This is a genomic window from Psychrobium sp. MM17-31 (assembly GCF_022347785.1).
Classification (GTDB): Bacteria; Pseudomonadota; Gammaproteobacteria; order Enterobacterales; family Psychrobiaceae; genus Psychrobium.
Genome location: NZ_JAKRGA010000001.1, coordinates 775,496 through 792,238, shown reverse-complemented (window position 1 = coordinate 792,238; position 16,743 = coordinate 775,496). Strand labels below are relative to the sequence as shown.

At 38.2% G+C, this 16,743-nt stretch carries 8 protein-coding genes and 1 pseudogene; 6 read left to right on the top strand and 3 right to left on the bottom strand.

Features of this window, described 5'->3' with window-relative positions:
- Window positions 1-81: 81 nt before the first annotated feature.
- From gcvP to MHM98_RS03440, 3 genes are all read left to right on the top strand, one after another.
- Entirely contained in the window at window positions 82-2,970 is a 2,889-nt protein-coding gene (gene gcvP / locus MHM98_RS03450) for an aminomethyl-transferring glycine dehydrogenase (protein ID WP_239437843.1), read from the top strand.
- Between the two features lie 310 nt (window positions 2,971-3,280).
- A complete protein-coding gene (locus MHM98_RS03445; protein WP_239437842.1) occupies window positions 3,281-3,469 on the top strand; it encodes a hypothetical protein in 189 nt (62 codons plus the stop codon).
- A 40-nt stretch (window positions 3,470-3,509) separates the two neighbouring features.
- Window positions 3,510-7,379, top strand: coding sequence for a hypothetical protein (locus MHM98_RS03440; RefSeq protein WP_239437841.1), 3,870 nt, complete (start codon window positions 3,510-3,512; stop codon window positions 7,377-7,379).
- Window positions 7,380-7,540: 161 nt separating this feature from the next.
- Here the strand turns inward: MHM98_RS03440 and MHM98_RS03435 are convergent, their stop codons facing one another.
- Complete coding sequence (locus MHM98_RS03435; protein ID WP_239437840.1) at window positions 7,541-8,941, bottom strand: alpha-amylase family glycosyl hydrolase; 1,401 nt, start codon at window positions 8,939-8,941, stop codon at window positions 7,541-7,543.
- A 145-nt stretch (window positions 8,942-9,086) separates the two neighbouring features.
- Between MHM98_RS03435 and MHM98_RS03430 the strand changes: the two genes are divergently transcribed.
- From MHM98_RS03430 to MHM98_RS03420, 3 genes and pseudogenes are all read left to right on the top strand, one after another.
- Window positions 9,087-9,956: a LysR family transcriptional regulator gene (locus tag MHM98_RS03430; protein WP_239437839.1), complete on the top strand. Its 870-nt coding sequence runs from the start codon at window positions 9,087-9,089 to the stop codon at window positions 9,954-9,956.
- 177 nt (window positions 9,957-10,133) lie between these two features.
- Window positions 10,134-11,594: pseudogene (gene dgt, locus MHM98_RS03425) on the top strand (dGTPase).
- A 276-nt stretch (window positions 11,595-11,870) separates the two neighbouring features.
- Window positions 11,871-13,016, top strand: coding sequence for a PIN domain-containing protein (locus MHM98_RS03420; protein ID WP_239437838.1), 1,146 nt, complete (start codon window positions 11,871-11,873; stop codon window positions 13,014-13,016).
- Between the two features lie 169 nt (window positions 13,017-13,185).
- On the opposite strand, the gene MHM98_RS03415 is transcribed toward MHM98_RS03420, so the two are convergent.
- Window positions 13,186-15,249, bottom strand: a complete 2,064-nt coding sequence (locus tag MHM98_RS03415; protein WP_239437837.1) for an ATP-binding protein — start codon at window positions 15,247-15,249, stop codon at window positions 13,186-13,188.
- A 347-nt stretch (window positions 15,250-15,596) separates the two neighbouring features.
- A complete protein-coding gene (locus MHM98_RS03410) occupies window positions 15,597-16,622 on the bottom strand; it encodes a nuclease-related domain-containing protein (RefSeq protein WP_239437836.1) in 1,026 nt (341 codons plus the stop codon).
- Between the last annotated feature and the right edge of the window lie 121 nt (window positions 16,623-16,743).

Genomic DNA, 16,743 nt, shown 5'->3' with positions numbered 1-16,743 from the left:
CATTGCGTTAAGGGGCTTTGTTCTTTCTAGCCGCTTAAAATGTTAAGTGGTTGAATTAGTAATATTTTGTAGAGAATCCTCATGACTCGTTTACCAACGTTAACCGAATTAGAAAACAAGCAAGAGTTCATCGCACGCCACATTGGCCCAGATGAAGCACAACAAAGTGAAATGCTTGCAGCCATTGGCGCAGAATCACTAACAGACATGACGCAAAAAATCGTTCCAGAATCGATTTTACTAACTGACAACCTAACTATCGGTGAGTCAAAAACTGAAGTTGAAGCACTAGCACACCTTCGCGGCATGGCTGAGCAAAACCAAGTACTAAAAAGCTACATTGGTATGGGTTACAGCAACACACACGTACCAAGTGTTATCTTGCGCAATGTATTAGAAAATCCAGGCTGGTACACGGCTTACACGCCATACCAACCAGAAATCGCTCAAGGTCGTTTAGAAGCTATTCTTAACTTCCAACAGCTAACTATCGACCTAACAGGTTTAGACCTAGCGAGCGCGTCACTACTTGACGAAGCAACTGCTGGTGCCGAGGCGATGGGTCTTGCTAAGCGCGTTTCAAAAAACAAAAAATCAGACACCTTCTTCGTTAGTGATTCAATTCACCCACAAACGTTAGATGTTGTTAAAACACGTGCTGAAAAATTCGGTTTCGACATCGTTGTTGGCCCTGCACAAGACGCAGTAAACCACGATATCTTCGGTGCAATGTTAAGCTACCCAGGTTCAACTGGTCACGTTGACGACATCGAGCAGTTAATTGCCGATCTACAAGCTAAGAAAGCGGTTGTAACTGTTGCTTCTGATCTAATGGCACTAACAGTACTTAAAGCGCCGGGCGAAATGGGCGCAGACGTAGTATTTGGTAACAGCCAACGCTTTGGTGTGCCAATGGGCTTTGGTGGTCCACACGCTGCATTCTTCGCAACACGCGACAAGCATAAGCGCTCTATGCCGGGTCGTATCATCGGTGTATCTAAAGATACTCGCGGTCGTCCAGCACTACGTATGGCAATGCAAACGCGCGAGCAACACATCCGCCGCGAAAAAGCTAACTCAAACATCTGTACTGCACAGGTGCTACTAGCCAACATGGCATCGTTCTACGCGGTTTACCACGGTCCTAAAGGCCTGAAAAACATTGCAACTCGCATCAACCGCCTAACTACTATCCTTGCAAACGGTTTAACAGCCAAAGGCGCTGAACTAGCGAACGACACTTGGTTCGATACCATCACGTTAAACGTTGGTGAAGACAAAGACAGCATCATCGAAAACGGCGTAAAAGCTGGCGTTAACTTCCGTCGCGACCTAGCTGGTCAAATCGGTATCGCCCTTGACGAAACAACAACTCGTGAAGACGTTGCACAGTTATTCGACATCATCTTAGGTGAAGGTCACGGCCTAAACGTTGCTGCATTAGACAGCGAAGTTGCTGGCAACTCATACAGCGACAGCCTTGTTCGTACGTCTGAATACTTAACTCACCCAGTATTCAACAAGTACCACAGTGAAACTGAAATGATGCGCTACATCCGTCGCCTAGAAGGCAAAGATTTAGCCCTAAACCACTCAATGATCAGCCTTGGTTCTTGTACCATGAAGCTAAACGCGGCCAGCGAAATGCTGCCTGTTAGCTGGAACGAATTCGCCAATATGCACCCATTCTGCCCGCAAGACCAAGCAAAAGGTTACGTGGCGATGATTGAAGAGTTATCAGCATGGTTAGTAAACATCACAGGTTACGACGCGGTATGTATGCAACCAAACTCAGGTGCTCAAGGTGAATACGCTGGTCTGCTTGCGATTCAAAAATACCACGAGAGCCGTGGTGACGCGCACCGTAACATCTGTCTGATCCCTGCATCAGCACACGGTACTAACCCAGCTTCTGCACAAATGGCTGGTCAAAAAGTTGTTGTTACAGCTTGTGACAGCGATGGTAACGTAGACATCGACGATTTACGCGCTAAAGCAGAAGAGCTAAAAGACAACCTATCGTGCATCATGATCACTTACCCATCGACGCACGGTGTATACGAAGAAACCATCGGCGAGATTTGTGACATCATCCACGCCAACGGCGGTCAAGTATACCTAGACGGTGCGAACATGAACGCACAAGTTGGTTTAACTTCACCAGGCAGCATTGGCGCAGACGTATCGCACCTTAACTTGCACAAAACATTCGCTATCCCACACGGTGGCGGTGGCCCAGGTATGGGGCCAATTGGTGTTAAATCTCACCTAGCACCATTTGTTGCAAACCACAGTGTTGTTGATTTAGAAGGTCCTGAATCAGGTAACGGCGCAGTTTCTGCGGCGCAATACGGTAGCGCAAGCATCCTACCAATCACATACATGTACATTGCAATGCTAGGTAACGAAGGTTTACGTCGTTCAACGCAAATGGCCATCTTAAACGCCAACTACTTGAAGAACCGTTTAAGCGAGCACTACCCAATTCTATTCACCGGCCGCGATGGCTACGTAGCACACGAATGTATCGTTGACCTACGTCCAATCAAAGAAGCTTGTGGCGTAACAGAAATGGACATTGCTAAGCGTCTTAACGACTACGGTTTCCACGCACCAACCATGTCATTCCCAGTAGCTGGCACATTAATGATTGAGCCAACTGAATCTGAGTCTAAAGTAGAAATCGACCGTTTAGCCGATGCCCTAATCGCTATCCGCGCCGAAATCGCTAAAGTAGAATCAGGTGAATGGACTGACACTGACAACCCATTACACAACGCACCACACACGATGGACGACGTAATGGACGCTAACTGGAACCGCGCTTACGACCGCGAACTTGCTGTATTCCCAACAGCCGAAGTACGCGCTAACAAGTTCTGGCCAACAGTTAACCGTATCGATGACGTATTCGGTGACCGTAACCTACATTGTTCTTGTGTACCAATTGATGAGTACATTGAAGAGTAATTAGTTACTCTGCGGTTTTAACTGATGTTAGAGCCGCCAAACAGACAAAATAAAAGCGAGTGCCATGAAAGTGGGACTCGCTTTTTTGTTTGATTGAATGTGTTGGCTAGTTATTGATTTATTTCATCTATTTTTCGGTGCTTCTGGTATACATAAACCAACAACACTATAATTTTCAAAGGGAAATTTAAGACTATCATCTAATTTCAACAGAAATGAGATTAAAGCTTCAACTTGAATAAATCGAAGAATTTTTCAAATTACTTAGTTAAGCTCTATAGCGCTGCTTTTTATTGAAAGTGGTGCTGACGTGAATGACGAAGAGATATCTCCAATTAAAGGGGATACCTCGTTGATGTTGGCGGTAGTGGAATTTGGGGAGGTAAAAAACGTGTTAGAAATATTGGATACACCTTTCCCAAAAGCCAAAGTGAATTTCCTTCAAAGAAAGCTTAAGGGGCACGAAAATTTAAAAAACTCTAAAAAGTGGCCAGTTTAACTTGATCACTGCAGCTATATAATTAATAAGAAGGAAGGCAATGTATTACTCAGAAAATATAGGAATAATTTTAAGATTATTTAGGGAAGAACATACTGAGCGAAATAAAGAATATCTGTCAAATTTTGATTCGGCTTTGAAAAGTAAAGTCATCGCTGAACTTCTCTTAAACTCAAATATAGCAACTCCAGAATTAAATAGGGAAAATGTAGCTCAGCTATTATCTGGGAAACTAGCTTGGCCTAAGGACAATGGTGAAGAATACAAAAGAGATTTAAATGTAGAATTGTCGACATTGGAAAAATTAGGTGCAGTAACTTTTTATGCTAATTACTGCCAAGTACATGTCAGGAATCTACCCGATATAGGTGAGGTTGACGAATCATGTAAACCGTTGTTTGAGGCTGTAGCGTTACTCCGTAATATTATATTTGGCTGGGAAAGCTTTGTTAAACCCTACTTTAAAATAGACAAGAAAAAAGCAGAATCGATTTTATCGGATAGATCATTGCCTTTAATCACAACAGAGTTTAAAGAAGAAAACGATTTTTACCATTTAGATGCTTTGGAGTGTAACTTTGATAATTTAATAGCAGAGTATTTATGGGAAGGACTGATTAAGCAGCTTGCTTTAGAGGAGGAAGAGGAAGGCAGCTGTAGTGTGAATTTAAATGAACAGCAACTAATTCTAATGAAAAAATGGCTGTTAATATGTCGTGTTTATTCTGATAACTACTTGAGTCAAATTAACTTTTCTTTTGTAAATCGCTTCCATAAAAAGGTTTATTTAGAATTCTTTGAATATTTGATCGATTCTGATGAACAATTAAAGCAACCTAAATTGGTTTTAGAAAATAAATGGTTATGCTCTTCTGATATCAGAGGAATGTTTTTAGATATTCGCTCAGAACATCGCGTGCAAATTAATTTTACTTCCCCTGATTCAGCTACCAAAAATTCTTATAAAGAAACAATAAATCCCAAAAAGTTAGTTGATGTAGAGCGCAGCTTTTTCTCAAATGGTAATCCTGCCCCCAGTTCTAATTTAGCTTTTTGTGATGAATTATATCGGTGTCGCTTTAATGAAGGTGATTCGGGTAACTTTTATTCAAGTCCTTTGGGAGAGATTATTAATTCAGACATTTATGTCAGTAGCTCTAGTATAAATAGCTATGGGAGACTAGATAGGCTCTTTGAAAAGTCACAGAGAAGTCATGAGCTAAGATTCATGATGCTAAGTGAGGGACTTCACTATAGCGAAGTTAAGTATTTATTGTATCTCCTAACAAAAAAAGAGACTGCGACAATTGCGTTATACCTCTTCGGCAATAGCTCTTTAAACTACCGACTCAATTTAACTCATAAAGAGTTGGAATCTTATCATCTAGAGTACTTTCCAGTTGTTTGCGATGAGTTTTTGGAAGTGTATTTCAAGAATTATTTTAAAAATGGGGGAGTCGATAAGGATGTTGAGTCTGCTGATGATATTGTTGAGTTACTTATATTAATGGCAAAGGGGGCAATTCGTGACAGCTATGCAGGAGAATCTAATTCGAGAAAAGATTGCTTAGATATATTAAAGAGTAAATTTAATTTAGAGCAAATATCAGCAATTTCGGATTGCTTATTGTCAAGTATTGAAAATGACAAATCGGGAGCTGAACGATGTCTGTCAGTTTGGAAATTTTATCTACTTTTTTGGTTGCTAGAGGTAGCTCAAGATTTAAATCTATCAGAAGGTGAAGAAATATCGAACAAGACGCAAGTTTTGATCACAAAATTATATTGCGAATGTTTTGAACGTAATGTTGATAATAAAGATCACAGAATTAACGCTTACAAATTGTTTGAATTTCTGCCTTGGTGGCGGATTGATAGTAAGTATATTTCTGATTATTTACAACTTATTAGAAAGCCTGCTCAGTGGAGTCTTAAGCTTTCCAGTTCTGATGAGTTGGGGTATCAAAATAAAAATATTGTACGAAGTTATTTTCAACTGCTAATAGGTCTACATAGTGATAGTCGAAATGATTCGTGCAATTCAAAAATTATCTTGAAGATCCTTAGTCTATTGGAGTGTTGTGGTTTTCTCGATGGAGAGGTGGATTTTCATGGGATTTTTGATTTTGAATCTCAATATGACTACCTGTTATGGCAACAGTTTACTCTATTTGTAGAATACTTAAATGATGAAGAGTTCGATAGAGTTATTTCGGTTCTTAGAGATGAAGCCCCACTAAATAAGATACTAGAGTTATATATTAATTTAAAAAGAGAATCTCGGAAATTTCAATTGCTACAGTATGTAAAGGATGCTTCTTCAGATAACGCTCTAGAAAACTTAAATATTATAGCACTTGAAAAGTCATTGGATTTTGCATGTCGTGTAGGTCAAGTTGATACAGCAAAGATTATGCTGGACAAGGGACTTTCTTTACTATCGGATAGCAATAGCTACATAAATAAGAGGTTATCTACAGCTAATATTTCTAAGCTTAAAGATGATTGGAGTGCATATGAGTTTAAAGTTGGATTATTGCTCATTAGTAAAGATGAAAGCTTGAGCGATGAAAATAAATTAGACAGCCTTAGAAAGGCTGTCCTTCCATTTGAGGGGGAGGACACGCATCATGTAAGGCAAGAGTTGACCACAAATTGTGAGCGTTTTCAAAAGCAAATTACTGCCTTAATTCTCTATAGCACAAACCCTGAAGCTGCTTATAAGTATTTCGATGGACTATATAGAGAATTGAGAACTCATGATATTGCTGGTAATCGCTTTGCATCAAAGTTGAAGTATTTAGATAGTAATCTTGAAACCACCAAAGCTGACTATAAAAAAGCATTAAGTGAATGGCTAGAGTCTGCAAGTGGTGTAAATGCACATGAGATCGATTTCAATATAATTTCAAATTGGCTTTATTGTTTAAATAAAATCAATGACTTTAGAGGGGTTGATGTACTTTGGAATAGATTGTCTAAAAGCCAACACCACAATGTTTCTATCGTCACTTCTTATTGCTCTTCACTTAAGCAAAGAGGACAGCACTATGTGGCTCAGTCAATCTACGAAAAGCTAAAAAATTACCACAACGTAACTTCCTTAGGCGAAGAAGCTGATCAGCAACTACTTGAATTAGAGGCTCTAATTGTTAAAGATATAGAGCCGAAACATGCATCTGCTTTGACCAATATGTTAGCGAATCAACCGAGATCTGTCGATGAGTTAAGGCAGAGGTATAGTGAAATAAAGTCACAGAAATTGGCTGATATAGTAACTATAATTGAAGGGGCTAACTCGACAATAGATAGTTTTCTATATGAACAATTAAGTTCGATAATTGGAGAAATACAGCTTAGGAAAAGTAACCTAAATAAGACAACTGATAAAAGTGGTAGCCAAGATTCTCATCGAATAATAAATGAGGACCCTATTAATGACTGGGTGACTTCATTATTTGACCATAGACTATCTTATATAGGCTTAAGTTGTAGAGACCAAAAACGAGGTGGACGTTCGCCTAATAGTCAGAACCCCGGTGAAATAGATTTTTTCCTCTGTGGTAATAACAACGAGCGTATTGCAATAATGGAGGCATTTCGTCTTTTCTCAAATGATACAACAGTTATAGAGAGTCATTTAAATAAAATCGCTGGATATGATCAAGAGTGTCTTAGCCCAGTGTTCATTATTGCTTATTGCGATGTATCAGATTTTATAGGTCTTTGTGATAAATACTATGATGATACAAAAGTCCGAGATTATAAGGGGTTTGAAAAATCGACCACGAAAGGCGATAACATTCAAACTGTACAAAGTTCACAGACTTTAAACTTTTATAAGGAAGTAAGGTACAGAGCTCATAAGCCAATTGTTATATATCATTTGATGATTAATTTACGTTTTTAACGTGAAATTAATTAATGATTTATTTTTGGACAGCCATAAAATTTAAATTGAGAACTATAGTGTTGTTGGTTTTAACGAGAGTTAGGGCGTGAAATATACAAAATAAAGGCGAGTGCCAAACCGACACTCGCTTTTTTAATGTTCCTTTTAAGGCTGTAAAACTACTTCACTTTCACATAAACCTTATAGCCAAATGGTGCTATGGTATCGCTGGTTTTGGGGCCGAACGATTTCTTCTCTTTGCTAAACCACTCAACGTAATCACCATGTTGGATGTTTTCGTTGAAAGTCGCAGTTTGTGCCTTATCTGAGAAGTTAAACACTGCGAAGACCTTGTCATCGGCTTTTTTACGAGCGAATGAGAACACGTTTTTCGGATTGCTGTTTGGCACAGGGATCATCTTGCCGCCCCAGTTGCCATTCCACAGCGCTTGGTTCTCGTGCTTAAGCTTGAATAACGATTTGTACAAATCGCCAATTGGGTGCTTACGCCATTTGATTTCGTCTTTTTCAAAGAAGGCTAGTACCTTGTCTAACCCCGCTTCTTGACCGCTGTAGAGCAATGGCATCCCTTCGGCAGTGACCGTTAGTACAATGCTCATTTCTAGGTGGTCGCCAAAGCGATCGAACATGGTTTTTTCCCACGAGTTTTTGTCGTGGTTATCAACAAAGTTCATTTTGATGGCGTTGTCAGGCCATGCACTTAACGCGTGGGCAAAGTGGAGGTAAACACCTGAGGCGTCTTTATGGCCTTTGGCGACATCGTGCAAGGTGTCGTGCAGTTTCCATGCGTAGGTCATATCGAACGCTTTCTTATGCAGATCGCGAGCGTCCCATTCCGCCAACATAAATACAGGTTTGATTTCATCTAGTTCACGACGGGCGTTATCCCAAAAGTTTGTTGGAATAAAGCCAGCAACATCAGCGCGGTAACCGTCGATATCGGCTTCTTTCACCCAGTATTTTAGCGATTCGGTCATGTATTTGCGAATGCCCGGTTGCTCGTAATCAAAGTCGATAATATCCGACCAATCCCACCACGGCGTTGGTTGGAAATTGCCGTTGTGATCCTTGGTGTACCACTCAGGGTTCGATACTGTCAGCGGGTTATCCCACGCCGAGTGATTCGCCACCCAATCTAAAATCACATACATGCCCATGTCGTGCGCTTGTTTTACTAAGGCTTTTAAATCATCCAGCGTACCGAATTCAGGATTTACTGCACGATAATCCTTAACTGCGTAATAGCTGCCTTTGCCGCCTTTTCTGTTTTTCTCACCGATAGGATGAATAGGCATTAACCACAGAATATCGACACCTAAATCTTTTAAACGCGGTAGGTGTTTAGCAAACGCATTGAAGGTGCCTTCTTTGGTGTATTGACGAATGTTCACTTCGTAAATGGTGGCATTTTTAGACCATTCGGGATGCTGCAATTCGACGTATGGCGCTGGTTGATAAGGATCTGTTGTCGTGGTGTTTTTGGCAACAGCTGTGGCGCTGAACAAGCTCAACGTCAGTGCTACCGAGACACATTTTTTAGATAAGTGGTTAAGAAACATAACTAATTTCCAATGGTGTTGTAATTATAGTAATCCCTTCATTGTTGCAACTTCCTGCTGCTGAACAACCAACAGCCAAAAAAACATTGTTCACATATAAGAACAATGAGGTAGAGTAGTGCGGTTGAATGAACATAGGTGGATTATGAATTTAGAGCGCATGTGCTTGTTTTGCGAAGTGGTAAAGCAGGGCAGTTACACCAAAGCCGCTGATTTATTGGGTGTTTCTAAAGGGTATTTATCGACACAAATCAAAAAGCTCGAAGCGGAAACCAACAAGCAGTTGTTAGTGCGAAATACACGAACAATGCGGCTGACTTCGGCGGGTGAAATCCTGTTTAAGCAAGCGAGTAAACTGCCGACCTTTTTGCAAGAAACTCAATCACTACTGCAACACGGTGAGGATGGTCTAGTAGGCACTGTAAAATGCACTGCGCCAGTTGGCTTGAGTGCGCACGTGTTGTGGCCGATTTTTAATGACATCATGAGCAAACACAGCGATATCAATATTTGGGTCGATTCCTCAAACACCACTCACAATTTAGTAGCCGATGATTTTGATTTTGCCGTGCGCATCACCAACACACCGCCACAAGATATGATTGCCAAAAAGTTGATGCGCTTTAAATACGTTTGCTGCGCGACACCCACATTCCTCGCACAACACGGCGAACCTGCAACGCCGCAAGAACTACAACAACATAAGTGTTTAGTACTCGCCCATTGGCAGTTTTGGACGTTTAGTAATGCAGGTAAAACCGAACGTATTGACTTGTCAGGCAAATTCACTGCGTCTGATAATGACTTATTAAAAAAGGCCGCGCTAAATCACCACGGCATCGCCCGATTACCGGAGTACATGATCAAAGATGAGCTAACATCAGGCGAGTTAGTGGCATTGCTCCCTAACCAAGAGTCAGAGCATCGAGACTTGTACCTTGTGTATCCACAAATCCCCACTAGACCATCGCGAGTAAAGCTGTGCTTAGAGGCGATTGTTGATGGTGTGGTTTGATTACTTTTCTTTATTCATCAAACAAGAGGCAAAGCAGGAGACAAAGTAAGGAAATACTTGATTTGTATCACCTTAGTCTTTTATCCCTTTGATATGATTGAATCGCAATAATATCTATTGTGTTTTATTTGAAGGCTGATAGTCTTGCATAGTAATTAATGAACAGGGATGAGTTTGATGATTGATTTTTCAAGGAAAATTACAAGTAAGCGTGTAAGAAGTTCAAAGAACTATACGTCGCTAGATAATTTGTTATTAGCTTTTGAAAGTGACAGAGGACGAATTATTAATTCTGCCGCTGTGCGTCGGCTACAGCAAAAAACACAAGTATTCCCCCTTGAACGAAATTCCGCTGTACGCAGTCGTTTGACCCACTCATTAGAAGTACAACAAGTTGGCCGCTTCATTGTTCAAAAGATGTTTAAGACATTGAGTGATGAGCAATTAGATAAATATAGACTCTACGGCTTAGAACGTTGCCTTGAAAGTATCGTTGAAATGTCATGCTTGTTACATGACGTTGGCAACCCACCATTTGGCCACTTTGGTGAGCAGGCGATTAACGATTGGTTTGAACAAAATTTTGATTCGATGTTGCCAACAATTAAGGAAGGCGATCGAGAGATAAAACTATCAATAAGTGACGAACTGACACGAGATATCTGCCATTTTGAAGGTAATGCCCAAGCTATTCGGCTAATTCATTCGTTACTCCAATTGAACCTAACCTATTCTCAGGTTGCGGGAATTCTAAAATACACACGCTGTGGCACAGAGTTAAAACCTAAGAAAGGCGACAAATTCGATTATTTGAAAAAGAAGGTCGGTTATTACCACAGCGAAAAAGCCTATGTCGAAGAACTATGCCAATCCCTCGATATGCAAGTAGGTTGCAGGCATCCCGTTTCTTACATCATGGAAGCCGCTGATGATATTTCATATTGCATTGCTGATATTGAAGACGCCGTTGAAAAAGACATTTTAGACGTAGAGAAACTGTGCGCTTTGTTGAAGGAAGAATCTGAATCGATACTGCGCGAGTTTGGTTTGAATATATATGATCAGAAGTTTTCAAAAATCATCGAAAAAGCACTAGAAAAATACAACGAAAACGGGATGTGTCAGATCAGCGAGTTTTTTATATCCCTAAGAGTTGGCGTACTTCACCCGCTAGCTAAACATGCTACTGAGCGTTTTGTATCGAATATTAATGAGATATATGACGGCTCATTTAATGAGGCGTTGCTAGAAGATAAAAGCATTGAAAACGCTATCAGTGAAACCTAACAGCGCGTTGCTAAAAAACATGTATTTTGCGACAAAGAAGTCGAAGCGAGAGAGTTACAAGGCTATAAGATAATTTCTGGCTTATTAGATACCTATAAACCATTGTTGTCGTTAAATAGAGCTGACTTTGAAGACGTAAGACAGCAAAAGAAATCAGCTGGATTACTCCATAAACGATTATTCAAAAAACTGCCAAACAAACACTTACGCGCCTATGACGATGTCATCAATGAAAATAGTACCGACGAAGATGAATATTATTATCGCTGTCGCTTACTTCAAGATTACATCAGCGGCATGACTGATCAGTTTGCTTATGATGAATATCGGGCTTTGATGATTAGTGATTAGGACTTATAAATTTAAATATGTAGGGCGGGGTAATCATATCAGCTATCTTTGACCTCATTGATTGAAGAAGTTTTCTCATATACGTCTCAGTATTAGCTTGATTATATAAATAAATTCACAAATCAAGACTATTTAAGTTTACCTGAACGCCAGTTACATATGAAAAATTAATCTACTTCAAAAAGAAAGGAGCTCATTATTGATTTTGAGGAGTCTCTTTCGTTGTAAATATACAGTATCAATTAACATAAAAATCAGTGTAGACAAAGGATATAAATGATAAACCTAATTCTGGATACAAATATACTCCATCAGGAAGGATTAAACTCTGGTCGTATGCAAGTGCTTAAAAAGCTAATAGAAAATGACATGGTCAGGCTTTTTATTCCTGAAATTGTAAAACGAGAATTTACTACTAAACGAGCTAGTGAAATAACCAAGGCTCTAAATAATATGAAAGGAGATATCAATAAATTACAAGGTAGAATTGATTTTGATAATGACCTAAAAAGTAGTAGTCAAGAAATAGAAAAAGAGCTGAATAGATTAAAAGAAATAGTTGAGGAACGTGTTGAGGCTGAATTCCAAACTTGGGTAAATGAACTAAAAGTAACTATATCCATATTTAACCCTGAACATATTTATTCTGTTCTTAATGATTATTTCAGTGGTAACGGTGTTTTTAGATCTCTAAAGCAACGTGAAGATCTACCAGACTCGATGATTCATCAAACAATTAAACAAATAGTTAGTGATGTGGGAGAAGTTCATCTTACTCTGATTGACGGTGCATTCAAAAAGCACATGAAAAAAGCCCCAAATGTGAAGGTTTATGATTCACTCAATGAGTTTTTTACTATTGATACGATTGAAAACTTTCTTGCTAACGCACAGTTCGAACAGTATTTTAGCAGTAACAAACTAACTACACTGCTTATGAACTATTTGCGAACTCAAGATGAATTAATTAGCCAAATATACATCCCCGATGGGGCTGTTGAAAATATAGACCAAGTTGGTATTCGTATATTCAATGCTGAAATAAATTATCCAGACGCAGCATCAATAGATAACTTGTCAATAAGTAACTTTTACCTAATATCTGAGACCGAGTTTACAGCAGCTGTTTCTTTCACTTCTCGCGCCCCATTACATTTCATTAGTGATTACGGTAATTACTTAGAGTTAGAGCGCGATAAAGATAGAAATGTTGATATGGATAGTATGAATGGTGAAGGTATTTGCGATCTTTATGAATTCTATATTGCTGAGTTTCAAGGAACAATATCGTTTCACTTTGATGAAAAATATGAACTAGAACAGATTGAATCACTTTTTGATAACTTGACATCAGTTGATAGTAGTACGCTTTCCATTTCAGTTGATATAGAAAGGGCTAGATTGTTGAACGAAACAAGCTAAAGGAGGTTAACTCGAATCGATGGTGTAATAGTATTACATGGCCCGATAGTAAGTTATAAGCGAAGAGATAATCTTCATCTTCGCTCATTTTTTAGTTAATAAGTTTTTAAGAGTAACAAGTATGAAAAATCATAATTTATAAGTTATGATTTGATTAATTGCATAATTATTAACGACATTTACCATTGAAGTAATTTCTGATATAGGTATCTAACAAGTGGTTTAATTCTTTTTCTACTGCATCATGTTTTTTGGGGCTTCTAACTTTACTTAAATGTTTTTCAATAAAGTTAGATGATATTTTTATTACTATTTTCTTATGTCCATTGTAAAGTTCTTTAGCCCATTCTAATTCACGATGTTTTTTCAAATTATTAGTTGTATCTCTTGTAACCACAAACGCAAGTTTCCCATATTCATTATATAAATAAGAATTTATTTGGCGATACGCATCAGCTTTTAGCTCTTTAAAATTTTTAATTTCGAATATTATTTGACGAGAACCATAGTCTTCAAATATTCTCTTCCAGAGGTTAGACTTACCCATGTTGGTTGCAACGATATCTCTTTGTTGTAATCCATTCTTATTAGGGTGCATTTCTATATTATTTAAAGTACCTGCAAATATTATTTTTAATGCTTTTAAACACCATCCTTCAAAATCATTTGCTCCGTCTGCTCCTTCTGGTATAGCAGATAACTCTTGCAATAGGCTTCCAATCCTTTGATTTCTTTGCTCAACAGAAACTGAACTTACCTCTATATCATATTCATCATGTATCTCTTCTGCTTCGTCTAATTTTAATTCTGACTGAGATGTTCCTAATGCTAACCAATAACACGGATGAAACAATAGCCTTGTTTCTAACTTAAAATCTCTATCAGGATCTTTTCCATCGTGACAAAAAACATAAGATGATGACTTTTCGTTGTATATTCCAATAAATCCGACGCTATATAATCTATAAAGTACTTGATTCCCATTCTCAAATATAAACAAATCCTGCTGTTTCTCTTTATCTAAATTTTCTTGTGATAGTGTTTTATTTACAATAGATAATGCTTTTTCAACTAGAATTTCCGGCGATAAACCATGGAATGCGCTTGTGAATTCTTCCAGCGCAGGAAATATAATTTCATATTCTTTATGTAAATCAGAAAGTCTATTACTGGAAATTGTTTTTGCTGTTATATCAATGTCTTCTAGAACTATTTCTTTACGTTCTTGAGAGTTGGCATGTAGGAAAGCTTCATTTAATAAGACGAGAATATCTCTAGGTCTATAAAGTGTGAGCTTTAAGGCAACTCGAAACCCCTCTTTCCCTTTTAGTTCTCGCGCGGTAAAGCTATTCCATACCCTTATATTGTTTTCAACATTTGTATCGAATGCTACTCTCATACGATTACAGACAAGGTTAAATAAATTATATTCATCCCAATGTAATCTTAATGTTTGTCCTTCTATATTTCTCGTAAAATCGGGATCTAATTTCGCTATAGCTCTGTAAATATTATCTCGGATGAAAGAAAAAGCGATAACGTTTTCATTTAATCTAGACTTAACATCTATTACTGCTTGAACAAAACCATCTACTATTGCAACTCCAAGATTATCCGGGCTGTAACCCTCGTCTAATTTATCAGCAAAAATAATATATTGAGTCTTAGACTTTTCAATAGCTTCAATCAAAACTTCTTCGATTAATTCTAATTCTAGAGTGTCTGATAAATCTGCAATACGTGACTGGGGAGTCTGATTTTTATCATAAATTCCTTTAAGTTTTTTTCTTATTTTAGTCGCTATACTTTGTCTTTTAGGGCCCCAGGAAATAATATGTTCTTTTATGGCATTAGTATCAAGGTTATTTTTATACTTATAGTGATTAGCTAAATCTGTAATAACTTCCATATAAATTGCATACCGCCAAGCCATTTTAGTGCCAGCTTTTATATGTAGATATTTTTCTCCAAATTGTTCAAAGATATCTCTTAGACCAATCATTTGTTCTTCTTCTGGAGCTATTTTTATGACAGTAGTATTACTTTTCATGGACCAGTGCTTTGAAAGCATATGCGCTAAAGCACTTTTTCCTGTTCCGCGTCTCCCGACAATAATTGGTCGATCGTAAGATTCTAACAACGACTTATAATCTGAAGATTCCCAAAATGTGGCCTCTAACATTTTTGAGTCGTGCTCTGCTCTTATATCGCCTAATACATTTCCAGAAATCAATGTTATTCCTTTCTAATAAAATAATATTTAATGGGAATTTATAATCTATCAAAACAATGGGAAGTTCAATAAAAATAAGTATAAATTACAATCCAATATATTGATTAAAAACAATTTTTTCATTCAGTATTTGTCTATAATAAAAATGGGGGACAGCCTTAAATTTATTTTTGATAATTATATTGTTACTCGTGAAATTAGTTTAGCCACAAAAACTATCATTATATTAATAACTAATCTTCGTAGAAGCGCTAATTATCCATCTAAATAGCGCCCAATACTCTTAACTATTACACCAACCTAAAGCGCGCTGCTAACAAAGCAATTCGATAATCACTTTGATACATCTACGTAGCAATTTCCGTCGTAGTATCACAAGCTTCGCATATCAGTTTGTAGCTCTCTTTTTTCTTACTTACCTTTGTCTTTTTGTTCTGGCAACTTGGACAAGGGACCTTCATTGATGTGTTAGCTGCACATGCGCCACATTTGAAATAGTATCCAAACTTTCCAGCTTTAGCGGTCAGCTGATTTTCTTCGTTACATTTAGAGCAATGAATTTGGATAACCTGAGGGCTAGCTGTCTGCGCTACAGAAGGCGCTGTATTTTCGCTGGTTTCAACTTGCGCTTTAGTGTCAGCTTGGGGCTTGTTGCTTTGATAATCCGGTAAGGGCTCAGTGATCATTTCTTCGTTTTCTAAAGGCTTATCTACTTTGGCTTTTAATTCTGATTGATCGTTGGCTAGCAGAAAGTCGGCGATAGATTTCATTTCTTGCGCGTTAAAGGCTGGTCTTGAATCTAAGATATTGACCATGTTTAGCACCGGATTACGGATTTTCATGATGGCTTTTAATTTATCCGCCAAAAACTCTGATTTTACGAGCTTCGATGAGATGCTTTCAGGCATCTGTTCGCGATTGATTATCGCGTTAGAAGACACAGCGCAAATGTTGTCCCAACAACGACCACCAAATCCTTGTTGCATTAATAAGAAGGTGTCTAAGATCTCAGCTCGTCGTTCATAGAGCAGTTCTCTGAGAAGCTTTTGCTGAAGTTCAACCTGCTTTATTGGCGAGAGCATGCCGCGCCATTGATTGTTATAACTACGAGACCATTCTTCTTGCTTGTTCACGGAAACCTCGCCGGTAATACTTTTCGACTCGATCAGAACAAAGCCGTATGGGTAAAGAACTAGGTGGTCAATTTGAGCAGTTTCTTCGTTATGAGTTATTTTTATATCATTAAAAACTAAAATATTTTTGTCGTCTTTGAAATGTCGACGCAAAAAGAAAGCTACATCTTGTTCTTGTTTTTGACCTGCTTTTAAGGTTGGAGAAGTGGTAGGAGAAATAACCTTGTCTTTTAAAATCAATTTTTAATCCATTAATAATCGTCGTTTTAATAGCGCGATAATATCATACGATTATTTATTACAGAATCGTTGTGAGTATTAGAAATTCGGAGAGACATGATTTTATCATTGATAATTATGT